The sequence below is a fragment of the Caenimonas koreensis DSM 17982 genome, assembly GCF_009646335.1.
GTDB lineage: Bacteria > Pseudomonadota > Gammaproteobacteria > Burkholderiales > Burkholderiaceae_C > Ramlibacter > Ramlibacter koreensis.
Window position 1 is genome coordinate 90,034 of record NZ_WJBU01000001.1, and the last position, 23,120, is coordinate 113,153.

Consider the following 23,120-nt stretch of genomic DNA (forward strand, 5'->3'; position numbering starts at 1 on the left):
GCTAATGGACTTTTTGAAGCAGGTCGGCCAGCCGCCCTGGATGCGGTGGCTTGTTGAAGAAGCCTTCAATGCCGCTGAAACGCGCACGGATGTGCTCGCCGATCGACGCCCGCTCCTTGGTGACGATCAGCCGCAGGCTGCCGCGTGACTGCGTCAGCTCTTTCAGGAAGTCCCAGCCGCTGATGCCAGTCAGGCCGAAGTCGACCAGCGCGAGGTCGTAGTGATTGGCGCGCGCCAGTTCAAGCGCTTGCGGGCCCGTCTCTGCCTCGTCGGCCTGGGTCAGGTCGGCCAGGGCTAGTTTGGCGCGCAGGTACAGGCGTTCGTCGCGGCTGGCGGCGGCAATCAGCGCCCGACGCGCCGGTGGGCCTGCGGCAGCAACTTCGCCCGGGGAGGTGTCGTCGCCGAAGCCGAGGTCAATGTCGAGTGCTTCCGGCGAAGCGAATAATTCGTCCATCGCCTTGATCACTTCCGGCCACGACAAGGGCCGGTCGAAGCTGCGGTAGGCGCGCACCGGCACGACCGAGCCGATCCAGATGATCTGCAGGCCTTCGTTGCTGGGGGATTCGAATTCGACGGTGGCTTCGTAGCTCTGGCCGTCGATCAGGGCGAGCTTGGGCGGCTCAGGCGCGTCGGGCCTCCACAACGCATACACCGTCTCGCGCTGCTCAGACAGGCGAAAGAGCGTGTTCAACGCGTGGCGTTCCACATCGTTGAAGCCCATCACTTTGACGAAAATCCTCTGAGCCATTGTGTCGAACGTGAGAGTCCGGTCCTCGCCTGAAATTATCGGGTCGCACCGGCCAAAGCACCAAAGGGCCTTATCCGGAATTAGCTTTTGCGTGGCGCGCAGGCCGCACCAGTGCTCGCGCATAAGCTTATCCGCATAACGCGCGAACTAAAAATTAGTTTGGATCCATAAGGGGTTTGTCTACAGTCGCGGCCACGCATGGCTTGGCGCCTGCCCTCCGAAGAGACCCCCTGACGATGTACCAATACACCGAGTTCGACAAGCAGTTCGTGCGCAATCGCGCCGCGCAATACCGCGACCAGCTCGAGCGCAACCTCGCCGGCAAGCTTGGCGACGACGAATTCCGCCCGCTGCGGCTGCAAAACGGCTGGTATGTGCAGCGCTACGCACCGATGTTGCGCATCGCCGTGCCCTATGGCGAGATCTCCAGCCGCCAGCTGCGCGTGCTGGCGAAGATCGCGCGTGACTATGACCAGCCGACGACGCAGCTGCTGCGCAGCGCACAGGCGAAGCAGGATGAGCTGGGCCCCGTGCCGTTGCCAAACGGCGGCTCGGTGCGCTCGGTGCTCACGGTCGGCTATGGCCACTTCACCACGCGCCAGAACGTGCAGTTCAACTGGATTCCGCTGGCAAAGAGCGCCGACGTCATGGACCTGCTGGCCAGCGTCGACATGCACGGCATCCAGACCAGCGGCAACACGATCCGCAATATCACGAGCGACGAGCGCGCCGGCATTGCCGTGGACGAGATCGCCGACCCGCGGCCCTACTGCGAAATCATTCGCCAATGGAGCGCGCTGCATCCGGAATTCGCGTTCCTGCCGCGCAAGTTCAAGATCGCTGTGACAGGCGCGAGCGAAGACCGCGCCGCCACGTACTGGCACGACGTTGGGCTGCATGTGGTGCGCAATGACGCGGGCGCGCTGGGCTTTCGCGTGATCGTGGGCGGTGGCATGGGCCGCACGCCCATCATCGGCACCGTGGTGCGCGAGTTCCTGGCGTGGGACCAGATCCTGAATTACCTCGAGGCTGTCGTGCGCGTGTACAACCGCTGGGGCCGCCGCGACAACATGTACAAAGCGCGCATCAAGATCCTGGTGAAGGCCGAGGGCCAGCGCTATATCGATGAGGTCGAGGCTGAATACCGGCAGATCGTCGAGATCGACGGCGCGCCCCACACGATCCCGCAGGCTGAGCTCGATCGCGTGGCGGCGTCCTTCGTGCCGCCCGAGCTGCACGCGCCGCGCACCGGCGCCGAGGCGAAGGTGCATGAGATCGTGCGCGCCGACGCTGAAGCCGATCCGCAGTACGACCGCTGGCTGCAGCAGAACGTCGCGGCCCATCGCAACCCGAAGCTGCGCGCGGTGACGCTGTCGTTCAAACGGCTGGGGCAGGCGCCGGGCGACGCGACGGGCGAACAGCTCGACGTCGCCGCTGATCTGGCAGAGCGCTTTTCTGCAGGCGAAGCCCGCGTGACGCACGACCAGAACCTGTTGCTGCCCTGGGTGCACCAGGACGACTTGCCCGAGCTGTGGAACGCCGCGCGCAAAGCGGGTCTTGCCAAGGCGAACATTCATTTGCTCACCGACATGATCGCGTGCCCGGGCGGTGATTTCTGCTCGCTGGCCAATGCCCGCTCGCTGCCCATCGCAGAGGCGATCACGCTGCGCTACCAGGACCTCGACGAGTTGCACGACATCGGCGAGATCGACCTGCACATCTCCGGCTGCATCAACTCGTGCGGCCACCACCACAGCGGCCACATCGGCATCCTGGGCGTCGACAAGGACGGCAAGGAGTGGTACCAGGTCACGCTTGGCGGCTCGGACGGCTCGCTGCTGTCGGGCGCATCGACGCCCGGCAAGGTCGTCGGCCCGTCGTTCTCTGCAGCTGAAGTGCCGGAAGTGATCGAAGCTGTGCTGGATACCTATCGCCAGCAGCGCCAGCTGGTCGACGGCAAGGCGGAAACGTTCATTGCCACGCTGCGCCGCGTCGGCATCGAACCGTTCAAGGCTGCAGCCAACGCGGCCCGTTTCACTGAAAAGCAGGTGGCTTGATGACAACCCACACACTCCAATTGATCGAGGCCGCCGAGCACGCCGCTGACGAAGCCGGTGTTCTGGCATTGACCAACGATGCCGATCCGCGCGCCGTGTCGCTGGATGGCGTTTCGCGCATCGACCTGGTCTTCCCGAAATTCGCCGATGGCCGCGCGTTCAGCCAGGCATTCCTGCTGCGCCGCCGCCTGGGCTTCAAGGGCGACATCCGCGCCACGGGCGAAGTGCTTGTCGACCAGCTCGTGCAGATGCAGCGCACGGGTTTTTCCAGCGCTGTACTGCGTGCTGGCGAAGACGCAGGCCACGCGCGCAAGCTGTTTGCCCAGTACAGCGCGTACTACCAGGGTGACGCCGTGAATACCCAGCCGTTGTTCAGGAAAGCCGCATGACCACCGCCATCAACTTGCACGCCAAGGCGTCGCCGACATTCGCAGCAAAGCTGGCCGAGACGCAGGCGCTGTTAAAGCGTGCTGCCGCCGAGTTCAGCCCGATCACCCAGGCGTCGAGCCTTGGCGCCGAAGACGTCGTGATCACGCACCTGATCAACAGTCTCAAGCTCGACATTGCGATGTTCGTGCTCAACACAGGCATGCTGCACAAGGAGACCCTGCAGCTGCTGGCCCGCACGAAGCAAGCCACGCGCGCCGGTGTGACGGTTTATGAGCCTGTGGCTGAGGCTGTGGTGCAGTTCGTTGGCCGCGAAGGCACGACGGCGATGTATCGCAGCGTTGAACTGCGCAAGGCCTGCTGCCACCTGCGCAAGGTGGAGCCGCTTGAGCGCGCGCTCGCGGGCAAGAGGGCGTGGGTGACGGGGCTGCGCCGCGATCAATCCACGGCTCGCGCTGAAGTGCCGCTCGAAGATTCGAGCGACGTCGCCGCCCACAACCGCACCAAGTTCAACCCACTGGCCAACTGGACGTGGGGTGACGTGTGGCACTACATCAAGCTGCACAACGTGGACTACAACTCGCTGCACGATCACTTCTATCCCAGCATCGGCTGCGTGCCATGCACACGTTCCATTGCACTGGGCGAGGATTTCCGCTCCGGCCGCTGGTGGTGGGAAAACGAGTCTGCCAAGGAATGCGGGCTGCATGTGAAACAGGACAACAGGGAAACAGCATGAACGCACGCGCCGAACCACAACTGCTTGGCCAACTGAGCAACCAGCACCTGGATGCACTGGAAGAAGAAACGATCTTCATCCTGCGCGAGGTCGCAGCCACTTTCGAACGCCCCGCCCTGCTGTTCTCTGGCGGCAAGGATTCGCTGGTGCTGCTCAAGTGTGCTGAGAAAGCATTTGGCGCAGGCCGGCTGCCCTACCCGCTTCTGATGATCGACACGGGCCACAACTTTCCTGAAGTGACGCACTTCCGCGACCTGCGCGCGAAAGAGCTGGGCGCCGAACTGATCGTGCGCAGTGTTGAAGACTCCATGAAGCGCGGCACCGTGCGCCTGGCCCACGCCGGCGAATCGCGCAACGTGCACCAGTCGGTCACGCTGCTCGAAGCGATTGACGAATTCCGCTTCGATGCGCTCATTGGCGGCGCCCGCCGCGATGAGGAAAAGGCCCGCGCCAAGGAGCGCATCTTTTCGCACCGCGACAGCTTCGGCCAATGGCAGCCCAAGGCGCAGCGCCCCGAGCTGTGGACGCTGTTCAACACGCGCCTTGCGCCCGGCGAACACTTCCGCGTGTTCCCGATTTCGAACTGGACCGAGCTTGACGTGTGGCAATACATCGAGCGGGAAGCCATCGCCCTGCCTTCGATCTACTACGCGCACCGCCGCGAAGTCGTCGAGCGCAAGGGTTTGCTGGTGCCGGTGACTGAGCTCACGCCGCCGCGCAACGGCGAGCAGGTCGAGACACGCACGGTTCGCTTTCGCACCGTGGGCGACATCACCTGCACGTGCCCGGTTGAAAGCCCTGCGGCCAACGCAACTGAGGTTGTGGCCGAGACGCTGATTGCCGATGTGAGCGAGCGCGGCGCCACTCGCATGGACGACAAGACATCTGATGCGTCGATGGAAAAGCGCAAGAAAGACGGTTACTTCTGATGACGACCACCACACACGACGAGGTCTTGCACGACCATGCGGCTGCGCTTCGCTTCATCACCTGCGGCAGCGTCGACGACGGCAAGAGCACGCTCATCGGCCGCCTGCTGGTCGATAGCAAATCGGTGCTGCAAGACCAGCTTGCCGGTGTGCAGCGTTCGGGCGAGACCGATCTGGCACTGCTGACCGACGGCCTGTCTGCCGAGCGCGAGCAAGGCATCACGATTGATGTGGCGTATCGCTACTTCGCAACGGCAAGCCGCAAATTCATCATCGGCGACACGCCGGGACACGAGCAGTACACGCGCAACATGGTCACAGCCGCGTCGAGTGCCGATGCTGCCGTGGTGCTGGTCGATGCGACCAAGCTGCAATGGCAAAACCCCGCACTTGATTTGCTGCCGCAAACGCGCCGCCATTCGCTGCTGGTGAACCTGCTGCGTGTGCCATCGATCGTGTTCGCCGTGAACAAGCTCGACGCGGTGGACGACCCCGCCGTCGCCTTCAACAACATCAATGGCGCACTGCGCCGCTTTGCCGAGGAAGCGGGCATTGGCGTGCGCGGTGTGATCCCGATCAGCGCTCTCAAGGGCCGCAACGTGGTCGCAGCCGAGCCCGGCTGGTGCAACTACATGGGGCCTTCGCTGCTGCAGCTGCTGGAAACCCTCGACGTCACGGCGGCCGAGACGGCTGAAGCGTTCTCCTTCCCCGTGCAATGGGTAGAGAAGTTCTCATCTTCAGCCGATACGAGCCAGGGCCGCCGGGTGTTCTGGGGCCGCGTGGCCACGGGTCATATCGAGATTGGGCAGGCAGTGAAGGTCATGCCCAGCGGCCAGGTAGCCAAGGTTGCCCAGGTGCTGAACCACGTTCGCCAGCCAAAGAACGTGCCTGCCGGTCATAGCGCGGGCATCGTGCTGGACCGCGAAGTGGATGTGTCGCGCGGCGACTGGCTGCTGTCAGAAGGTGCGCCCGAGGCGTCGCGTGAGATTTCCGCGACGGTGGCCTGGATGGACGACGAGCCGCTGGTGGCGGGCCGCGTTTACTGGGCTCTGCACGGCCACCGCTGGGTGAAGGCCAAGGTCAAGCGCATCGTGCACAAGCTGGACGTGAACACGCTCTCTGAGGCGGACGCAAGCCAGCTGGAGCCGAATTCGATCGGCCACATCGAACTTGCGCTGCAGGAGCCACTGGCCACGCTGCCATTCACCCGCTCGCGCGTGCTCGGCTCGCTGGTGCTGGTAGACACCGCCAGCCACAAGACCTCAGGGGCTGTACTGGTACGGTGACAGCCTGCCGCAAGGCAAGGCAATAAAATAGGGGATTCTCCACCCCGCCGAAATCGAACTACAACATGACTCACGTCGTCACCGAATCCTGCATCCGCTGCAAATACACCGACTGCGTGGATGTTTGCCCCGTGGATTGTTTCCGCGAAGGCCCGAACATGCTGGTGATCGACCCGGACGAATGCATTGACTGCGCGGTGTGCATTCCCGAGTGCCCCGTCAACGCGATCTACGCCGAGGAAGACACGCCGCCCGACCAGATCGCTTTCATCAAGCTCAACGTCGAGCTCTCGCACGCTGCAGGCTGGAAGAGCATTACCAAGCGCAAGCCCGCGCTGGCGGACGCAGATGAATGGAAAGACGTGCCCGGCAAGCTCAAGGAGCTTGTGCGCTGAGATGGAACCGCAACTGAACCAGGAAGTGATCAAGGCCGCCGCCGCCCACGACGGCCCCATCGAAACCGATGCAGTGATTGTGGGCGCTGGCCCCGTGGGCCTGTTCCAGGTGTTCGAGCTGGGGCTGCTGGAAATCAAGGCGCACGTGATCGACTCTCTCGCCTACCCGGGAGGCCAGTGCGTCGAACTCTATCCCGACAAACCGATCTACGACATTCCCGCCGTGCCCGTGTGTACCGGTCAGGAACTCACCGACAACCTGCTCAAGCAGATCGAGCCTTTCGGCGCCACCTTCCACTACGGGCAGGAAGTCACGACGGTTCAGCGCCAGGACGACGGCCGGTTCTTCGTCGAAACCTCCAAGGGCACGCGCTTCATCACGAAGACGATTTTCATTGCCGCAGGCGTGGGCGCCTTCCAGCCGCGCACCTTGAAGGTCGATGGCCTGGATGCGTTCCTGGGCACTCAGTTGCATTACCGCGTGAAGAACCCGGCTGATTTCGCAGGCAAGAACCTCGTGATCGTGGGCGGGGGCGACTCGGCACTCGACTGGGCACTGAACTTCGTGCAGGAAGGCCCGAACAAGGCCGAGAGCGTGATCCTGGTGCACCGGCGCGACGGCTTCAAGGCCGCGCCCGCTTCTGTTGCCAGGATGCGCACGCTGTGCGATGCGTATGAGATGCAGTTCGTCGTCGGCCAGGTGACGGGCTACGACGAAAAGAATGGCGTGCTCACGGGCGTGAAGGTCACAGGCGCTGATGCCGTGACGCGCGTGGTGCCGCTGGACATGCTGCTTGTGTTTTTCGGCCTCTCACCAAAACTCGGGCCCATCGCCGACTGGGGCCTGGACATCGAGCGCAAGCAGCTGGTGGTCGATACCGAGAAGTTCTCGACCAACGTGCCGGGCATCTTCGCGGTGGGCGATATCAACACCTATCCGGGCAAGAAGAAGCTGATCCTCTCGGGCTTTCACGAGTGCGCGCTGGCCGCATTCGGCGCTGCACCCTTCATCTTCCCGGACAAGAAGATCCACCTGCAATACACAACGACCAGCCCGAAGCTGCACAAGGTGCTGGGTGTGGAGTCGCCGGTGTTCGACTGACGAACGCCGCTACAATCGCCACGCGCCCCTGACCGGGCGCATTCGCTAGGGGTGTTGCCGCGCAAGCGGCGACTGAGAAAGTCCCTTTGAACCTGATTGAGGTAATCCTCGCGCAGGGAAGCAAGCAGTCAGGCGGCGCCGGATTTTCTCCCCGGCGCACATCCGCCAAAAGCAAGCCGACCTGTCATCACGTCGAAAGAACGTCATGGCAAAACATTCATTGAAGTTCATGCACAAGGCCGCGATCCCGCTGGCCATTTCCTCGCTTTTCGTCTCCCCCCTCACCGTGCACGCGCAGCAAGCCACGCTGGCACCCGTCACGGTCACGAGCCAGAGCGCCCCGCCGACGGCAGACGTAACCGGCTTCGGCGAAGTGCCGCTCAAAGAGGTGCCCGCTTCTGCCACCGTAATCACGCGCAAGCAGATCGAGGCTGCTGGCGCCCGGCGCCTGGCGGACCTGACGCAGTTCGACTCGTCTGTGACGGACTCGTACAACGCGCCGGGCTACTGGGACTTTCTGGCGGTGCGCGGCTTCACGCTCGACAACCTCTACAACTACCGCCGCGAAGGCTTGCCATTCAATGCGCAGACGTCCGTGCCGCTGGACAACAAGGAGCGCATTGAGATCCTCAAAGGCACGAGCGGCCTGCAGGCCGGTGTGAGCGCGCCCGGTGGCCTTGTGAATTACGTCGTCAAGCGCCCGACTGAGCGCGACGTGCGCGAGGTAACGCTCGAATGGTCGAGCCGCGCGAGCGTGATGGGTGCTTTGGACCTGGGTGGGCGATGGGGCGCCGACAGAAGCTTCGGCTACCGGATCAACGCCGCACAAGAGCAACTGCGCCCCGAAATGCACAACCTCGACGGGCATCGCAGCTTCCTGTCGCTGGCGGGCGACTGGCGCATCAATCGCGACTCGGTGCTCGAAGCAGAGATCGAATGGAGCCGCAAGTCGCAGCCGAGCCAGACCGGCTTCAGCGTGCTGGGCACGGTGCTGCCCGCAGTGCCCGATCCGCGGCTGAACCTGAACAACCAGCCTTGGGTGCAGCCCACGATGTTCGAAGGCACGACCGGCACATTGCGGTTCAGCCAATCGCTCTCGCCCGACTGGAAGTGGTCCGCGCAAATTGGCAGCCAGCGACTGAAGACGAACGACTTCACCGCATTCCCGTATGGCTGCAGCGCCGAAGGCAACTACGACCGCTTCTGCTCTGATGGAACGTTCGACTACTACGACTTTCGCAGCCAGGATGAGCGGCGTCAACAGACGGCCGCGGCGCTCAGCCTGAAGGGCAGGTTCAGCACCGCCGGCGTGACACATGATGTGTCGGCAGGCCTCACGACGGCTCGTGCGCGCGACCGCTTCAACACACAGGCCTACAACTACGTGGGCACTGGAACCATCGACGGGAAGACTGTGGTGCCCGCTGATCCATCACTCACGTACGTGGTGAATGACCGCGACGAGCGGTCGGTGGAGCTCTCACTGAACGACGCGGTGCACTGGAACGAATCGCTCACGACGTGGATTGGCCTGCGCCACACGAAGCTCGACAGGGGCTACAAGCAGTCCCTCACCACACCGTGGGCCGCTGTGTCGTACAAGGCCAATCCTGCGGTGACGCTGTATGCGAGCTACGGCCAGGGTGTCGAGTCGCAACGCGTGCCTGCGAGCCCGTTGTTCGCTAACGCGGGCGACGTGCTGCCTGCGTTGAAGTCGAAGCAGGTCGAGATCGGCGCGAAGGGTGCGCAGGGCGCACTCGACTGGCAGGTCGCCATCTTCGACATCAAGCGCCCGTTGAGCAATGTGGACTTCTGCAGCCGCACCGGCTCACCGTGCGTGGGCCAGTTCGATGGCCATGCCGTGCATCGTGGCGTTGAGGCGAGTTTTCAGTGGACGGCCGGTGCATGGCAAGTGGGGAGCGGCGTGACGCTGCTGCGTGCCCGGCGCGAAGGCAGCGTGCTGGAGCCCGCTAACAACGGCAAGCGCCCGACCAACGTGCCCGACGCGGTGCTCCGTGCCAACGCGGCTTACAAGGTTGATGTCCTGCCCGGCCTGGAGTTGCGTGCCAACCTGTCGCACGAAGGCAAACGCTCGGTGTTTGCGGATGAGTCGATCGAGTTGCCCGCGTGGACGCGCCTCGATGCAGCAGTGCACTACGAGCACAAAGTCGCGAGTGCAAATGTGGGCTGGACACTGGGCGTGGACAACGTGACGAACCGCCGCTTCTGGAAAGAGTCGCCCTTCCAGTTTGGCCATGTGTACCTCTACCCCGGTGCGCCGCGCACGCTTCGGCTCACGATGAATGCGAGCCTCTGAGCATCGCCCAAAAATGACGCTATAATTTAAGGCTTGTTCCTCGATAGCTCAGTCGGTAGAGCGCCGGACTGTTAATCCGTAGGTCCCTGGTTCGAGCCCAGGTCGAGGAGCCAACTAGGTACGGAAATGGGCACTCCCGTAGTGCCCATTTCATTTTGTACCGCAGCGGTCAGCAGAGCCGCCTTCTTGCCTCACATGACGACGCGCTTTCCATCGAAGCGAATCTCGCCCACGAACTGTCTCAAATAGCGCTTGGTCGCTCCACTTGGGCTATCGGTAAGGCGAACGCGCAGTGCGGCACCAAACACGTCCATCTGCTTTGCGGACAGCATCGCCACAGGCATCTCCCCCTGACGACGCGCACCGGCGATCTCCACCAGCACAGCGTCCCGACGCGCCTTGAGCTTCTGCGCCCTCTTGCGCAGCATGTTGTCCATCGGAAGCAAATCCTTCTCGACCGCCTCATAAAGCCGGTTCGTCGCCAACTCAAGCTCGCCGAGCTCCCATTGAAGTCCGCGAATCACCTCGTCTTGTCGCCCATGCGTGTTCTTGAGGTGCGTCTTCATCTCACGAAGCATTTCACGCAGCCGCTCTGGAGTCAGCACCTTGTCTGCAAACGCGGCCAGGACAAGACCGTCCAGTTTCGGCATTGACACCGCCGGTGTAGTGCAGGCGGTTGAATGCTGAGAAATGCGCGTGTTGCATTTGTAGTACCGATACCGCCCGCCCTTTCCCGTCGCTGCGGTCATTGCAGCGCCGCAATTGGCGCACCTCAGCAGCCCTGTGCGCAGAGTCGGCGAGCTGACGAGCCGCCCCGGGGTGACTTGGGGCGATCTCGAATGCCGCTTCTGCTCAACGGCCTCAAAAACCTGCTTATCAAGGATGGGATCGACAGCCACCGCTACCCATTCCGACTGCGGTTTTTTTCTCAGCGGCCCATCCTGCTGTCTTGTTAAAGCAGTAGTCGCCTTTGTAGGTCGCGTCACACAACAGCTGATGAACCCGATTGCGCGCCCACTTGCGACCGCGGAGTAGCACGCCCTGCTTGAATGTTGCGCGACTTTCACGCAAGCAATGGCGGGAGGTCGGTGCCCCCCCCCCAGAGGGGGACCCCGCCCTCCCGCCGTTCCCTCCCCAACAATGAGGATGACGCCAGCAACCTATCTCATTACTATCGACGTTTAGTATCTATAGCCCCCCGTGTTACTTCAACGGGGCGACAAAAGGAGGAGGCATATGGAATCTACGCCAGCGGGCGACGCCGGCGGTGCGCCTGCACACGCTAGTACCAACGACGAAGCACTTGCAACTGCGTTAAGTCAAGCCCAAGCAACGGTGGCAGAAGTACGCGCCCAACTTGAGCTGGCAAAGGCGGCTTCAGTTGCCGCCGCCGAAAGCCAAAGGCAGGCTGGAGCGTGCGCAGCTGAGGCGACCTCCGTGCTAGCAGCCGCGAAGACGCTCGCAGAAGAAGCGACCGCCCTATCAGCCGCGCTGACTGCAAACAGGGTGGGAGTGACTGAAGACATGGCCGCCGTCAAAGCAGCGAAGGAGCAAGCTGCCGCTGCCAGCGCCGAAGTCAGTGCCATTAACTTGAAGATGACTACCCTCGTCGGTGAAATCGAGGCTCTGAAAGTTAAAACTCAGACTTCGGCGGGTGCTGCCAGCGACCTACTTGACGAAATCAAGGAGTTTTCGAAAGAGAGCAGCGAGGAAACGGCTGGAATGACTGCTGCGCGTGCTGCAGCCAAAGAGTCCGAATCCTTACTTGCGGGTATGGCAGAGAAGGCAAGTGCAGTGGAGCAGAAACTCGCCGAATATGAGGCAAAACTTTTGCTGTTAAGAAAGGAATCAGAGTCTCAACTTGCAACGATCGTCGGCCTTCTTCCTGGTGCTACAAGCGCAGGGTTGGCTTTTGCCTTTGATGCCCGAGGAAAACAATTTATCGTGCCTACGCAACGATGGCAAACCGTGTTTTTGTGGTCAGTTGTCATCCTAGTCGGTTTAGCCTTGTCGGGGCTCTGGCAGGTTTATCAAGCGGCAACCCCCCTCACGTATGACCAGCTGTTTCGACTTTGGCTTGCGCGTCTTCCAATTGCTGGCGCTTTGATTTGGTTGGCCTTGTATGCAAGTCGGGAGTCTGCCTTGGCAAAGCGTTTAGAGGAAGACTATGGCTACAAGGCGGCGGTTGCGGCCTCCTTTCAAGGGTTCAACAAGCAAATGTCAGATCTGACCGGAAACGCTCCTACAGACAGCCCGATTGCTAAGCTTTGCTCGGATACCTTGGCGACGATTGGTAGCCCGCCGGGTCGCATCTACGATAAGCACCAGTTAACTATTTCGCCTACCAGTGAAATCTCGGACGGCCTGAAAGAACTGGTCAAACTCGCAACGGGCAAGACGTCCGCGCCGGATATAGCGAAAGGTCCAAAATCAGCGACCGACCCTTCCTAGAAAGATGTCCACGCAAATTTCCCAGTTCTCAGAATCGCGCGCATCGGCGAGCCAAAAAAATCAAGGGGGTAGCGATGCAAGTCGCTACCCCCTTCGTCTTTGTCGGGCCCGCTCTTAACGGCCCACTCGCTTGATGCATGTCAATGGCCTGCGCCGTGAGCGCGTGCCCAATCAAGACATCGCAAGGAAAAGAGGAAGAAGCCCCCGATGCCACTGCCAACCGACACTTATCGCGCCCTCACGCAATCAGTCTCCGCAGAGTTGGCCAGCCTCAGGGCCAGCACGCCCGACGTGATGAAGGCCTTTGGCGACCTGGGCCGCGCCGCCATGGCAGACGGCGCGCTCGACAAGAAGACCAAGGAGCTGATCGCACTCGCACTGGGCGTGGCCGCGCACTGCGACCCGTGCATCGCCTTCCACACCCAGGCGCTCGCCAAGCTCGGTGCTACACGCCAGGAAATCGATGAGACGCTTGGCGTGACCGTGTACATGGGTGGCGGGCCGTCCGCGATGTACGCCGCCAGCGCCATCAAGGCATTTGACGAGGCCGCTGGCGCAACCAGAGGCTGAAGGGCGCGAAGGATGGCCACGACACGCTCGAACACTTCGCGGCCCATCTCGGTGACGGACAGCGAACGGGTGGTGCGCACGAGCAGTTTCGCGCCGAGCTCTGCCTCCAGTTGCGCAATTGCGCGGCTCACATAGCTCTTCGGTGTGGAAAGCAGCTTGGCCGCACGCACCTACTGGAATTTTCACGAGTCTGTTGGACCCCAATGTCGTCAACGCGAAGGCGCGAAATTGCGCGGCCATCGTACTCGCCCACCCCTCTGTGATGCGGGTGGTGCAACCCAGGTGGTAACACTCGACACTTCTCATGCCCCGATGCTCACGCAGCCTCGGGCCCTGGCAGACGCCATCGCCGCGGCAGCGCGCTGATAGCAGCGCTACTGCGAATCTGCCGGCGGGTGGGGCAGCTGAGCGTGCGACGCCGGCAGCACGAGCCCCTCATGCATGGCGACGTACTCGAGCGCGTCTTCAAAGCTGGCACGCGATGCTGCGGCGACTTGCTGCAGGTAGGCATGCAACTGCGCGTCCTGCGCGTTGCGATTCGCGCATTCGGCGCTGTATTTCTCGAAGTGCGACAGCTGCACGAGCAGTTCAGCCACGTGGCGCGGACACTCGCACGCAATCGTGGACGAGAGGGTCGCAAAGTCCGCCAGCGCCGCATCGCTCCAGCGCCGCGGCCGCACGTCACCAGGCATACGCGTGGACTGGCTCGCAGCCTTCTGGTGAGGGCCGTCCGCTCGTGCGAGGCCGTTCAACCATTGCGCCAGCACGGCATCGGGTTGCGGCTCCCGCAGCAGTGCAACGCCGGCCGTGGCCAATGCATCGCACGCGGCATCGGCGGCAAAGCCATAGATGATCGCTTTGGGCGTCTGCGCAAATGCAGGGGCGCGGGATTCGAGCGAGGTGATCCACCCGTCGAGCAACTGCGGCTCGTGGACCAGCAGTGCATCAACGTGCTTGCCCTCAAGCGCGGTAGCGGCCTCACCCAGGCTGTCGAACGGCCCGAGCAATTCAACAGGCCGCGCGAGGCGCCGCAGCAGTGCCGGCCGTTGCATGCGCGAGCCCAGAGCAGCACCGATCACGACAACACGCCACGCCAGGGGCGGCACAGGCGCCACGGCTGGCCGCTCGCCCGTTGCGCTGCCCGACAGCACGGTCGCGTGAGTGGACGCCACGCGTTGCAGCTCCTCCATGCCCAGCGTCGCAATGCTGCCAATCGCATGGCCCAGATCGGTGAGCTGCTTGATAAGGGCAAGCCGGCGGACATCCTCCGACGAGTATTGGCGCTGACCACTCGGCGACAGGGCCGCCTGTGTGAGCTGGTAGCGCCGCTCCCACACACGCAAGGTCGCCACTGGCATGCGCAACATGCGCGCTACCGCACCGCTTCGGTACATCGAAGCCTTTGTCACTGGCTTGGCTTTGGCGGAGTTCATGGATGGCATGGACGGAAATGCATTTGACTCGTATTTGACTCTTTATATTAATGGATTTCAGAGCCAATTAAACGTCACTTGATGGATTCAATGCAGGTTCGCTGTATTATTCGGCGTCAGTTGATCTTCGGTTCAACTCAAGTCTTTCCACTTTGCATTCAAGGAGCCTCGCGTGAACCCATCTTTGCCCCGTCGTGTTTTCCTGTTGAGCCTCGCCGCTACTGGCGCAGCGATTGCCACGAGCGCACAGGCCCAAGCCATGGTTGACGAAAAAGACCCGCAGGCGGTCGCTCTCGGCTACGTCTCCGAAGCCAAGCGTGCCGACGTCAAGAAGTACGCGAAGTACGCTGCTGGCCAGAACTGCACAGGCTGCGCGCTGTACCAGGGCAAGGCAGCTGACAAGGCGGGCGCCTGCCCGCTGTTCGCAGGCAAGCAAGTGGCCGGCGCAGGCTGGTGCAGCGCTTACGCCAAGAAGGCGTGAAGCCACGCACCGGCTTTCGCGGCAACAAGTCTGCGTTGCCCAGCAAGCCCTGTGCGGCGTGCGGCCTGCCCATGACATGGCGGCGCAGCTGGGCCAGGAACTGGGATGAAGTGAAGTACTGTTCCAACGCGTGCCGCAACAGGAAGGCCAGCGGTGGCTGAGTTGCGGTCGCTGGTGATCGTGCTGGGCGACCAGCTCGATCTGGATGCCTCGGGCTTCGATGGATTTGACGCCACGCAAGACGCCGCCTGGATGGCGGAGGTGGCTGAAGAATCAGTGCATGTCTGGTCGAGCAAACCGCGTACGGCGCTGTTCCTTGCTGCCATGCGCCACTTTGCGGTGGCACTGGAGGCGTCGGGCCGGCCGTTGCACTACACGCGGCTGGATGCACCCGGCAACCGCGGCAGCCTGGCCGCGCAGCTGAGTGGAGACATCGCCCGCCTGAAGCCGCAACGCCTGGTGATGACGGCTCCCGGAGACTGGCGCGTGCTGCAAGACGTCAAGGACGTGGCGCAGGCCAACGCGCTGCCACTGGACATCCGCGAAGACCGTCACTTCTTCTGCACGGTCCGCGAATTTCTGGCGCATGCCAAAGCCCGGAAGTCGCTGCGGATGGAGTACTTCTATCGCGAGCAACGCAAGCGCCATCAGATCCTGATGGAAAGCGCACAGGCCGATGAGCCGGTCGGTGGCCAGTGGAATTTTGATGCCGACAATCGCGAGGCGTTCGATGCCGCCGGGCCAGGCGACGTGCCGCCGCGCGCGGCGTTCGAGCCCGACGCAATCACCCGCGACGTCATCGCCCTCGTCAACTCGCGATTTGCTGATCACCCGGGCCTGCTGGACGGTTTTGCGTGGCCTGTCACGCGTGATCAGGCCTTGCAGTCGTTGCACGCCTTCATCGAAAAGCGACTGCCATTGTTTGGCCGCTATCAGGACGCGATGTGGCCGGGCGATCCGTGGCTGTATCACTCTCACCTGTCGGCAGCGCTGAACCTCAAGCTGCTCAACGCCCGTGAAGTGGTGGCTGCCGCGCAGGCGGCGTATCGTGCCGGGCGGGCGCCGCTGCCCAGCGTGGAGGGCTTCATTCGCCAGATCCTCGGCTGGCGCGAATATGTGCGCGGCATCTACTGGACGCAGATGCCCGCCTATGCCCGGCGCAATGCGCTCGACGCCCACGAAGACCTTCCCCCCTGGTACTGGACGGCCGGCACGGACATGGCCTGCCTGCGGGACGCGCTGACCCAGACGCTCACGCACGGCTATGCCAACCACATCCAGCGCCTGATGGTCACCGGGCTGTACGCGCTCATGCTGGGCGTTGAGCCCAGGCAGGTTCATGAGTGGTATCTGGCGGTCTACGTCGATGCGGTGGAGTGGGTCGAGTTGCCCAACACGATCGGCATGAGCCAGTACGCTGATGGTGGCGTGATGGGAAGCAAGCCGTACATCGCCACGGGCAAATACATCCAGCGCATGAGTCCGCATTGCAAGGGCTGCCGCTACGACCCGGCGCAGCGCTCGGGCGACTCAGCCTGCCCGTTCACCACGCTCTACTGGGACTTCCTGATGCGGCATGAAGCCTCGCTCGCGAAGAATCCCCGCATGGCGCTGCAGGTCAAGAACGTCGCACGGCTGAGCGATGTGCAAAAGCAGGAAGTGCTTGAGCGCGCAGCCGCTATTCGCCAGGGCAAGGTCGGCGCCGCGTCGCCGCGCTGAGTAAAGCCAACCGGCGTTGCCGCCTGCTTTTCCGGTGCATCATTCACGCAATGACATTGGCCCTGCCACCAGCCCTGCGCGGCGACCGTTTCGAATTCGACAGCCAGGCGGGCAGGCTGAGTGCGTATGTCACAGGCGAAGGCCCGCCGCTGTTGCTCATCCACAGCATCAACGCTTCTGCATCGGCAGCGGAAATGCGGCCGCTGCACGAGCACTACAGCGCAAGCCGCACCGTCTTTTGCGTTGACTTGCCAGGCTACGGTTTTTCAGACCGCAGCGACCGCAACTACACCCCCCAGTTGATGACGGATGCCATTCACGCCATCACCGAACAGATACGCACGCGTTGCAAAGTGAGGCCTGTAGATGCGCTCGCCCTGTCGCTGTCTTGCGAGTATCTGGCGCGCGCGGCGGCGCAGGCGCCCGAACACTTCCGCACCGTGGCGCTCGTGAGCCCGACGGGCTTTCGGGGCCACAAGCCGTGGCGTGCTGCGCCTGGCACGACACGAGGCAAGCCGTGGCTCTACAAGGCGCTGCATGGCCCGGGCGAGGGCTGGGGTGAAGCAGTGTTCCGCGGGCTCACCAGGCCGGGCGTGATCCGCTACTTTCTTCGCCGAACGTGGGGCGCGCAAGAGATCGACGAGACGCTGTGGGCCTATGACGTGCTCACCACCAAGGCGCCGGGTGCGCACCACGCACCGCTGCACTTCCTGTCGGCGCAGCTTTTCAGCGCCGACATCCACACCATCTACGAACAACTGACCATGCCTGTGTGGATGTCGCATGGCGTGCGCGGCGACTTCACGGACTACCGTGGCAAGGCGATTGTCGAAAAGCGCCCGAACTGGCAGTTCTCTGTTTTTCCGACCGGTGCCCTGCCCTACTTCGAGGTGCCCGATAGCTTCATTGCGGCCTACGACCGATTCTTGTCACTCGCAAGCGCAGGCCCTGGCGCTTGAAGACCGCTGCCTGTTGACCAGCCCCGCCGCGTCATTGGGCGCGTCCTGTCATGTGCGAGTAAATGCGGGTTTCGCACGCGCACGCAGTGCAGCAAAATTGCGTTTCGTCACATTTCGGAATGCACTCATGTCGCGCTGCCTTACTCGCTGGATCCGGCCCATCACTGGTCGTGTGTTCAAAGTGAGCCTGCTTGCAGGATGTTCGGCGCTCGTGGCCTGCTCGTCCAACGGCGGCGCGAGTTCCACGCGTGACCTGGAGGTTCAGGCGGCCGCGGCGAGTTCCAGGGCCGAGGCCAATCGCGCGACAGCGCGCGTCGAACCGACACGCGACGGCCGGCTCTCAGTCGTCACCGATGGCTGGGGCCGGGCTGTGCCGCCGCCGCCCAATGTGATCGCCACAATTCCCGGCCCGACCACTGCACCGGCGCGAACGGCCGCACAGCCTGTGGCACAGCAACCGGCCCAGCCGGTGGCGCAGCCCGCGGCGGTCTCAGCCCCCATCGGCTCGCCGCGGATCGCCGCGGCCTCGCCCATCGCGCCACCGAATCCTGAAGTCGCCTGGCGCCGTACGCTCGAAGACTGGCGAAGCGCCTGGGCGCGTGGCGACATCGACGCCTACCTGAGCGCCTATGACCCGCAATTCAAGGGTACGTTCGCCACGCGCGCCCAATGGGAGGCGCAGCGCCGCGAGCGCCTGGCCAATCGCAGCATCGAACTGACACTGGACGACGTGCGCGTGATACGCGCCACCGCCGATGAGGCCGACCTGCGCTTCATTCAGCACTACCGATCGAACCAGCACGTCGATGACGGCCTGAAGCACGTGCAACTGCGCAGGAGCGGAACGCAGTGGAAGATCGTGGCCGAGGCGTGGATCAAGGATCAGGCCGCTGGCAAGCCTGCGCGCAAGCGCCTGGCAAAACAGGCGCCCTGACCGCGCATCGCTGTCAAAACTCAACGCACAATATCGGCATATGTCTTCGCCTTCACCGACCATGAAGTTTCTAGCCCGCCTTCTTGTTGCTCCCCTCCTGGCGCTCTGTGCGGCCGCACCCGTGCTTGCAGGCGTGGTGCCCGAAAACACGATGGTCCGCATCCAGACGAATGTCGGCCTGCTTGATTTCAAACTGCTCGACGCAGAGGCACCTGCAACGGTGGCCAATTTCCGGGGCTACGTCAGCCGCGGCGACTACGTGGATTCGTTCTTTCACCGCAGCATCGCGTCGTTCATCATCCAGGCGGGCGGCTACCGTTGGCCCGATGGATCGAACTACGGGCTCGTACCCACCCAGCCGCCTGTCGTCAACGAATTCAGCCCGACTCGCTCGAACCTGCGCGGCACCGTGGCAATGGCGAAAGTCGATGGCCAGCCGAACAGCGCCACCAACCAGTGGTTCATCAACATGGTGAACAACGCCGCGAACCTTGATAACCAGAACAGCGGCTTCACCGTTTTCGCGCGCGTGACGGCAACGACCATGCTCAACGCCGACCAGATGGCGGGGCTGCCCCGCTACAACGTCAATGGCACCCCGTTCACGTCAGTGCCGTTGACTCAGGCCACCTGGGGAAGGCCCTATGTCATTCGCATCCTGGCAGCCACCGAGATCCCGTCATCGAGCCCGGTCGACCGCATCTTCAATTACCTCGAATCTGCATACCCCGCGTATGTCGGCGCATTGCCGACGTGGTCGGGCGAGGCTTATTACTTCACCTATCGCTACTACGCTGGCGCCAACTCGTACCTGGGCGAAAAAGATGGCCACATCTGGTATTACGCGCCCGCGTGGATGACCGACGTGTACGACCTGGGCACGACAGAGAGCTGGTTCGCGACGGCCACGGCGAACGGCTACTGACCGTGGTGCCACCTTCCGTGGCCCGCTGTGGGCCACGGCCTCGGCCTCGGCCACGGACTCGGGCGACGCGGGCCGCGCTTACTGCACCTGCGGCTGCCACTGCAGCTGCGATTCCTGGCCCTTGAATTTCTTGCGCAGCTTGCTGATGCCCGCCTCGGAAGTCCCGAGTAGCGCCAGCGTAGAAAGCTCTTCGGTGGCGCGCCTGGCTTCCCCTGCTCGCCAATACGCCAGTGCAAGAAACGCGTGCACTTCCCGGAAATTGCCGGTCATCTCGCGCGCCTGCTCGAGCGCGCGAATGGCCTTCTTGTGATCGCCCTCCTGCAGGGCCTGCACGCCTGCATTGATCCAGTAGTAGGGGTCGCGCGCCTGCCGCCCCTGCAACACGCTTTCATAGCGGCGCGACTCGGATTGCCTGCCTTGTTCATTGAGCATCTGCTGCAAGGCCAGAAGCGGCACATCGGCCTCGGCTTCCAGTGCCATTGCGCGGCGCAGCAGCTGTTCCGCCTCGGCATGCAACGCCGACTTGCGATACAGCAGCGCGAGATTGCCGTAGCTGGCCGCATAGGCAGGATCGGCCTCGATGGCCGCTTTGTAATGCGCATAGGCCAGCTGGGTGTCGCCCAGCGCGAGATGCTCGGTGGCGATGTTGTTCAGGTAGCGCGCGTAAATGCCGCTCTCCGTCAGGGGGCGGCCCGGCCGCGGCGAGATGAAGTCGGGCTCGAAGTCCACGACGACGTCTCGTGCCTCAGCGTCTTCGGTCAGGACTTTGTGGGCGCGCGGGAACCGCACGTTTACGTGCTGGTTGACGAAGTCGAACTCGCCTCGGCGATCGAAAAGCACAGGCGTCGCGACTTCCTGCATCTGCGCTGTCATGCCCATCGCTCGCGCCACGGCGTAGGTCAGCACGGTCAGCGAGAGGCAGTCTCCGCGCCCGAGGCGCCAGGTTTGCGACGCCGTTGTCGAGTGGCCGGCCATGTAGTTGAAGCGCTTGGCGTTCGGCCCGAACACGACGGCCATCAGGTGCTTGAGCTTTTGCGATGGGCCCAGCTGTTCTGGCGGCGGGTTCAACACGTGCGCCTGGAGTTCAGGGTCGAGCCGGAACAGCTCGTCGCGTGACACTTCCACCAGGCCTGCGCGGTAGTTGAACGCAGCGTCGCGCCACGGCAGGCGCTCGGGTTCAACGGGTGCGCTGGCGCAACCCGCAAGGATCACGGTGCACGCTGCAGCAATGAGCATCGAACGAAACATGCGGACCTCCGTCGGTGGCGGCTCACGCTCCACAATAGCAGCGTCCTCACCAACTTGCGACCCCATTTTTGTCAGTATGAAACTGCCCTGGCTCGAACCTGGCGATCCGTTCCCACCTGCATCGCAGGCATGGGACGAGTCCGAACCTGCGCCCGGCTTGTTGGCGGCAGGCGGCTCGTTGGACGTGCAGACGCTGCATTGCGCGTACTCGAGCGGCATCTTCCCGTGGTTCAGCGAAGGCCAGCCCATTTTGTGGTGGAGCACGCATCCCCGAATGGTGCTGTACGCACGCGAGTTGAAGCTGCATCGGTCGCTGCGAAAGACGATTGCCCGTTTCGCATCCGAGCCGCGGTGTGAGATTCGCTTCGACGCAAGCTTTTCGAAAGTGATCCGCGCCTGCTCCGCCAGCCCTCGCACGGGGCAGTCCGGCACATGGATCGTGCCGCAGATGGTGCGCGCCTACGAAGCGTTCCATCGCGCGGGTTTTGCTCACAGCGTCGAGACATGGATCGACGGCGAACTCGCCGGTGGCCTGTATTGCATCGTCATCGGCCGCGCTGTGTTCGGCGAGTCGATGTTCATGCGCGTGCCCGACGCATCCAAGATTGCGCTGGCGGCGCTGTGCGCCTGGTGCAGGCACCACAACATCGACTTCATCGACTGCCAGCAGAACACGCGGCACCTGGCTTCGCTCGGCGGTCGCGAAATTGGGCGCGAGCACTTTGTTGCGCAGGTCGCACAGAACGCGGTGCTCACCGCGCCTGCGTTCGAATTCCTGCCCGTATACTGGGACGAACTTCTGCCGCGCAAGCCAACAGCGTGACGCACCTCAAGGATCTCCCGCTCCAGACCCTGCAGTTCTATGCAACGGCGCCCTACCCGTGCAGCTACCTGCCGGGCAAGCTGGCCCGCTCGCAGGTCGCGACGCCGAGTCACCTGATCCACAACGACGCCTATTCCGATCTCGTCACGACGGGCTTTCGGCGCAGTGGCATGTTCACATATCGCCCCTATTGCGACGGATGCCGCGCGTGTGTGCCGCTGCGCGTGCTGGCTGGCCAGTTCAAGCCTGACCGCAGCCAGCGCCGCGCGTGGGCGCAGCACCGCCAGCTGCAGGCGCGCGTGCTCAAGCTGTGTTTCGTGCCGGAGCACTACCAGCTTTACCTGCGCTACCAGACGGGCCGGCACGCGGGCGGCGGCATGGACCACGACAGCATCGATCAGTACACGCAGTTCCTGCTGCAAAGCCGCGTCAACTCACGCCTGGTCGAATTCCGCGAAACGACCGCCGACGGCTCGGACGGCGCGCTGCGGATGGTCTCGATTCTTGATGTCCTGAACGATGGAATTTCGGCGGTGTATACCTTCTATGAGCCCGATGAAAAGTCGAGCTATGGCACCTACAGCGTCCTTTGGCAGATCGAGCAGGCCAGGCAACTGGGCTTGCCCCACGTGTATCTGGGTTACTGGATCGACCAGAGCCCGAAGATGAACTACAAGTCGCGCTTCATCCCGTTCGAAACGCTCGTCGACGGCCAATGGATCGCACCTGCCCAGCGGTGAAAGTAGATTTCACAAGATAAAATGATGCTCTTGGTGTCTACCTTGGGCCATTCATGAGAAAACGGGAACCCGGCACACCTGCCGCACCGACGATCCAGGTCATCGAGCGCATGTTTGCCTTGATCGACGTGCTCGCTTCGCGTGAAGAGGCAATCTCGCTCAAAGAGATCAGCGAAAAGACGGGGCTGCATCCGTCGACGACCCACCGCATCCTGAACGACCTGGCGACAGGTCGGTTTGTCGATCGTCCCGAAGCTGGCAGCTACCGTCTGGGCATGCGCCTGCTGGAGCTGGGCAATCTGGTGAAGGGGCGCCTGAGCGTGAGGGACGCCGCGCTCGCGCCGATGCGTGAGCTGCACAGGCTGATCCAGCAGCCTGTGAACCTCAGCATGCGCCAGGGCGACGAAATCGTCTATGTCGAACGCGCCTATAGCGAGCGCTCTGGCATGCAGGTGGTGCGAGCGATCGGCGGACGTGCGCCTCTGCATCTCACATCCACCGGCAAGCTGTTTCTTGCTGCGGATGATCCGCAGCGTGTGCGCGCCTATGCAACGCGCACCGGCCTGGCGGGCCACACCAAGAACAGCATTACCCAGCTTGCCGTGCTTGAGCGCGAACTGGCCAAGGCGCGCCAATATGGCATTGCCCGCGACAATGAAGAGCTCGAACTGGGCGTGCGGTGCATGGCGGCCGGCATTTACGACGACCAGGGCCGCCTGGTGGCAGGCTTGTCGATCTCTTCGCCGGCAGACAGGCTGGACGAAGAGTGGCTCGGCAAACTGCAAAGCACGGCGAACGAAATTTCTTCTGCGCTGGGACATGCTGCGCAGGCAGCCAAAAAATAGAAACGGCCCGCGAAGGGCCGTTTTAACGCTGT

General features: G+C 63.0%; 23 protein-coding genes, 1 tRNA gene, 1 pseudogene and 1 riboswitch. Of the genes and pseudogenes, 20 read left to right on the forward strand and 5 right to left on the reverse strand.

From position 1 onward, the window contains the following. Nucleotide 1 precedes the first annotated feature (1 nt). Nucleotides 2–748 (reverse strand): response regulator, encoded by a 747-nt coding sequence (locus tag GHT07_RS00385; RefSeq protein WP_194792776.1) that lies wholly within the window; start codon nucleotides 746–748, stop codon nucleotides 2–4. 236 nt (nucleotides 749–984) lie between these two features. Between GHT07_RS00385 and GHT07_RS00390 the strand changes: the two genes are divergently transcribed. From GHT07_RS00390 to GHT07_RS00430, 9 genes are all read left to right on the forward strand, one after another. Next, on the forward strand, nucleotides 985–2,805 hold the full coding sequence (locus GHT07_RS00390; RefSeq protein WP_153583074.1) for a nitrite/sulfite reductase: 1,821 nt from the start codon (nucleotides 985–987) through the stop codon (nucleotides 2,803–2,805). Further along, a complete protein-coding gene (locus tag GHT07_RS00395; RefSeq protein WP_153583075.1) occupies nucleotides 2,805–3,194 on the forward strand; it encodes a DUF934 domain-containing protein in 390 nt (129 codons plus the stop codon). The genes GHT07_RS00390 and GHT07_RS00395 overlap by 1 nt, the downstream gene beginning before the upstream one ends. Then, complete coding sequence (locus GHT07_RS00400; protein ID WP_153583076.1) at nucleotides 3,191–3,931, forward strand: phosphoadenylyl-sulfate reductase; 741 nt, start codon at nucleotides 3,191–3,193, stop codon at nucleotides 3,929–3,931. Before GHT07_RS00395 ends, GHT07_RS00400 begins: the two co-directional genes overlap by 4 nt. Next, nucleotides 3,928–4,860, forward strand: coding sequence for a sulfate adenylyltransferase subunit CysD (gene cysD / locus GHT07_RS00405; RefSeq protein ID WP_153583077.1), 933 nt, complete (start codon nucleotides 3,928–3,930; stop codon nucleotides 4,858–4,860). Before GHT07_RS00400 ends, cysD begins: the two co-directional genes overlap by 4 nt. Further along, the gene (locus tag GHT07_RS00410; protein WP_153583078.1) at nucleotides 4,860–6,146 is read left to right on the forward strand and encodes a sulfate adenylyltransferase subunit 1; all 1,287 of its coding nucleotides are present in this window, start codon (nucleotides 4,860–4,862) and stop codon (nucleotides 6,144–6,146) included. The genes cysD and GHT07_RS00410 overlap by 1 nt, the downstream gene beginning before the upstream one ends. Nucleotides 6,147–6,211: 65 nt before the next feature. Beyond that, on the forward strand, nucleotides 6,212–6,541 hold the full coding sequence (gene fdxA, locus GHT07_RS00415) for a ferredoxin FdxA (RefSeq protein ID WP_153583079.1): 330 nt from the start codon (nucleotides 6,212–6,214) through the stop codon (nucleotides 6,539–6,541). A 1-nt stretch (nucleotide 6,542) separates the two neighbouring features. Next, nucleotides 6,543–7,643, forward strand: coding sequence for an NAD(P)/FAD-dependent oxidoreductase (locus tag GHT07_RS00420; RefSeq protein WP_153583080.1), 1,101 nt, complete (start codon nucleotides 6,543–6,545; stop codon nucleotides 7,641–7,643). Between the two features lie 37 nt (nucleotides 7,644–7,680). Continuing rightward, a riboswitch (TPP riboswitch) is annotated at nucleotides 7,681–7,779 on the forward strand. Nucleotides 7,780–7,848: 69 nt separating this feature from the next. Then, the gene (locus GHT07_RS00425; RefSeq protein ID WP_153583081.1) at nucleotides 7,849–9,960 is read left to right on the forward strand and encodes a TonB-dependent siderophore receptor; all 2,112 of its coding nucleotides are present in this window, start codon (nucleotides 7,849–7,851) and stop codon (nucleotides 9,958–9,960) included. Nucleotides 9,961–9,997: 37 nt separating this feature from the next. Next, a tRNA-Asn gene (locus tag GHT07_RS00430) sits at nucleotides 9,998–10,073 on the forward strand. A 78-nt stretch (nucleotides 10,074–10,151) separates the two neighbouring features. On the opposite strand, the gene GHT07_RS00435 is transcribed toward GHT07_RS00430, so the two are convergent. Further along, nucleotides 10,152–11,027 carry a zinc ribbon domain-containing protein gene (locus GHT07_RS00435; protein ID WP_323740714.1) on the reverse strand — a complete coding sequence of 292 codons (876 nt, stop codon included), beginning with the start codon at nucleotides 11,025–11,027 and terminating at the stop codon, nucleotides 10,152–10,154. A 169-nt stretch (nucleotides 11,028–11,196) separates the two neighbouring features. Here GHT07_RS00435 and GHT07_RS00440 point away from each other — a divergent pair, with 169 nt between their 5' ends. Both GHT07_RS00440 and GHT07_RS00445 read left to right on the forward strand, forming a co-directional pair. Then, nucleotides 11,197–12,411 (forward strand): hypothetical protein, encoded by a 1,215-nt coding sequence (locus GHT07_RS00440; protein ID WP_153583083.1) that lies wholly within the window; start codon nucleotides 11,197–11,199, stop codon nucleotides 12,409–12,411. A gap of 207 nt (nucleotides 12,412–12,618) precedes the next feature. After that, nucleotides 12,619–12,981, forward strand: a complete 363-nt coding sequence (locus GHT07_RS00445) for a carboxymuconolactone decarboxylase family protein (protein ID WP_153583084.1) — start codon at nucleotides 12,619–12,621, stop codon at nucleotides 12,979–12,981. 50 nt (nucleotides 12,982–13,031) lie between these two features. Here GHT07_RS00445 and GHT07_RS00450 read toward each other — a convergent pair. Both GHT07_RS00450 and GHT07_RS00455 read right to left on the reverse strand, forming a co-directional pair. After that, a pseudogene (locus GHT07_RS00450) lies at nucleotides 13,032–13,151 on the reverse strand (helix-turn-helix domain-containing protein); the annotation flags it as partial. Between the two features lie 204 nt (nucleotides 13,152–13,355). Next, nucleotides 13,356–14,414 (reverse strand): MerR family transcriptional regulator, encoded by a 1,059-nt coding sequence (locus GHT07_RS00455; RefSeq protein ID WP_228488107.1) that lies wholly within the window; start codon nucleotides 14,412–14,414, stop codon nucleotides 13,356–13,358. Nucleotides 14,415–14,586: 172 nt separating this feature from the next. On the opposite strand from GHT07_RS00455, the gene GHT07_RS00460 reads away from it, so the two are divergent. The 6 genes from GHT07_RS00460 (at nucleotide 14,587) to GHT07_RS00485 (ending at nucleotide 19,432) form a co-directional block, all read left to right on the forward strand. Next, nucleotides 14,587–14,895 carry a high-potential iron-sulfur protein gene (locus tag GHT07_RS00460; RefSeq protein WP_323740715.1) on the forward strand — a complete coding sequence of 103 codons (309 nt, stop codon included), beginning with the start codon at nucleotides 14,587–14,589 and terminating at the stop codon, nucleotides 14,893–14,895. Further along, nucleotides 14,892–15,056 (forward strand): DUF2256 domain-containing protein, encoded by a 165-nt coding sequence (locus GHT07_RS00465; RefSeq protein ID WP_323740716.1) that lies wholly within the window; start codon nucleotides 14,892–14,894, stop codon nucleotides 15,054–15,056. Before GHT07_RS00460 ends, GHT07_RS00465 begins: the two co-directional genes overlap by 4 nt. Then, nucleotides 15,049–16,614, forward strand: a complete 1,566-nt coding sequence (locus GHT07_RS00470) for a cryptochrome/photolyase family protein (RefSeq protein ID WP_323740717.1) — start codon at nucleotides 15,049–15,051, stop codon at nucleotides 16,612–16,614. Before GHT07_RS00465 ends, GHT07_RS00470 begins: the two co-directional genes overlap by 8 nt. Nucleotides 16,615–16,664: 50 nt before the next feature. Beyond that, nucleotides 16,665–17,573: an alpha/beta fold hydrolase gene (locus GHT07_RS00475; RefSeq protein ID WP_153583086.1), complete on the forward strand. Its 909-nt coding sequence runs from the start codon at nucleotides 16,665–16,667 to the stop codon at nucleotides 17,571–17,573. Between the two features lie 127 nt (nucleotides 17,574–17,700). Further along, a complete protein-coding gene (locus tag GHT07_RS00480; protein ID WP_153583087.1) occupies nucleotides 17,701–18,507 on the forward strand; it encodes a nuclear transport factor 2 family protein in 807 nt (268 codons plus the stop codon). 40 nt (nucleotides 18,508–18,547) lie between these two features. Beyond that, entirely contained in the window at nucleotides 18,548–19,432 is an 885-nt protein-coding gene (locus GHT07_RS00485; RefSeq protein WP_153583088.1) for a peptidylprolyl isomerase, read from the forward strand. A 78-nt stretch (nucleotides 19,433–19,510) separates the two neighbouring features. Here the strand turns inward: GHT07_RS00485 and GHT07_RS00490 are convergent, their stop codons facing one another. Next, nucleotides 19,511–20,680, reverse strand: coding sequence for a tetratricopeptide repeat protein (locus GHT07_RS00490; RefSeq protein WP_194792779.1), 1,170 nt, complete (start codon nucleotides 20,678–20,680; stop codon nucleotides 19,511–19,513). A 76-nt stretch (nucleotides 20,681–20,756) separates the two neighbouring features. Here GHT07_RS00490 and aat point away from each other — a divergent pair, with 76 nt between their 5' ends. The 3 genes from aat to GHT07_RS00505 are packed head-to-tail and all read left to right on the forward strand — an operon-like array spanning nucleotide 20,757 to nucleotide 23,088. Then, nucleotides 20,757–21,503, forward strand: coding sequence for a leucyl/phenylalanyl-tRNA--protein transferase (gene aat / locus GHT07_RS00495; protein ID WP_153583090.1), 747 nt, complete (start codon nucleotides 20,757–20,759; stop codon nucleotides 21,501–21,503). Beyond that, entirely contained in the window at nucleotides 21,500–22,243 is a 744-nt protein-coding gene (locus GHT07_RS00500; RefSeq protein WP_323740718.1) for an arginyltransferase, read from the forward strand. The genes aat and GHT07_RS00500 overlap by 4 nt, the downstream gene beginning before the upstream one ends. A 53-nt stretch (nucleotides 22,244–22,296) precedes the next feature. Then, nucleotides 22,297–23,088: an IclR family transcriptional regulator gene (locus GHT07_RS00505; protein WP_153583091.1), complete on the forward strand. Its 792-nt coding sequence runs from the start codon at nucleotides 22,297–22,299 to the stop codon at nucleotides 23,086–23,088. The last annotated feature ends 32 nt before the right edge of the window (nucleotides 23,089–23,120 follow it).

Bases quoted from the DNA above. Each gene is read 5' to 3' on its own strand.
- GHT07_RS00385 (WP_194792776.1), bottom strand. From the start codon at position 748: ATGGCTCAGAGGATTTTCGTCAAAGTGATGGGCTTCAACGATGTGGAA.
- fdxA (WP_153583079.1), top strand. From the start codon at position 6,212: ATGACTCACGTCGTCACCGAATCCTGCATCCGCTGCAAATACACCGAC.
- GHT07_RS00475 (WP_153583086.1), top strand. From the start codon at position 16,665: ATGACATTGGCCCTGCCACCAGCCCTGCGCGGCGACCGTTTCGAATTC.
- GHT07_RS00410 (WP_153583078.1), top strand. From the start codon at position 4,860: ATGACGACCACCACACACGACGAGGTCTTGCACGACCATGCGGCTGCG.
- GHT07_RS00485 (WP_153583088.1), top strand. From the start codon at position 18,548: ATGTCTTCGCCTTCACCGACCATGAAGTTTCTAGCCCGCCTTCTTGTT.
- GHT07_RS00505 (WP_153583091.1), top strand. From the start codon at position 22,297: ATGAGAAAACGGGAACCCGGCACACCTGCCGCACCGACGATCCAGGTC.
- GHT07_RS00395 (WP_153583075.1), top strand. From the start codon at position 2,805: ATGACAACCCACACACTCCAATTGATCGAGGCCGCCGAGCACGCCGCT.
- GHT07_RS00445 (WP_153583084.1), top strand. From the start codon at position 12,619: ATGCCACTGCCAACCGACACTTATCGCGCCCTCACGCAATCAGTCTCC.
- GHT07_RS00425 (WP_153583081.1), top strand. From the start codon at position 7,849: ATGGCAAAACATTCATTGAAGTTCATGCACAAGGCCGCGATCCCGCTG.
- GHT07_RS00480 (WP_153583087.1), top strand. From the start codon at position 17,701: ATGTCGCGCTGCCTTACTCGCTGGATCCGGCCCATCACTGGTCGTGTG.
- cysD (WP_153583077.1), top strand. From the start codon at position 3,928: ATGAACGCACGCGCCGAACCACAACTGCTTGGCCAACTGAGCAACCAG.
- GHT07_RS00420 (WP_153583080.1), top strand. From the start codon at position 6,543: ATGGAACCGCAACTGAACCAGGAAGTGATCAAGGCCGCCGCCGCCCAC.
- GHT07_RS00490 (WP_194792779.1), bottom strand. From the start codon at position 20,680: ATGTTTCGTTCGATGCTCATTGCTGCAGCGTGCACCGTGATCCTTGCG.
- GHT07_RS00440 (WP_153583083.1), top strand. From the start codon at position 11,197: ATGGAATCTACGCCAGCGGGCGACGCCGGCGGTGCGCCTGCACACGCT.
- GHT07_RS00390 (WP_153583074.1), top strand. From the start codon at position 985: ATGTACCAATACACCGAGTTCGACAAGCAGTTCGTGCGCAATCGCGCC.
- GHT07_RS00455 (WP_228488107.1), bottom strand. From the start codon at position 14,414: ATGAACTCCGCCAAAGCCAAGCCAGTGACAAAGGCTTCGATGTACCGA.
- aat (WP_153583090.1), top strand. From the start codon at position 20,757: ATGAAACTGCCCTGGCTCGAACCTGGCGATCCGTTCCCACCTGCATCG.
- GHT07_RS00400 (WP_153583076.1), top strand. From the start codon at position 3,191: ATGACCACCGCCATCAACTTGCACGCCAAGGCGTCGCCGACATTCGCA.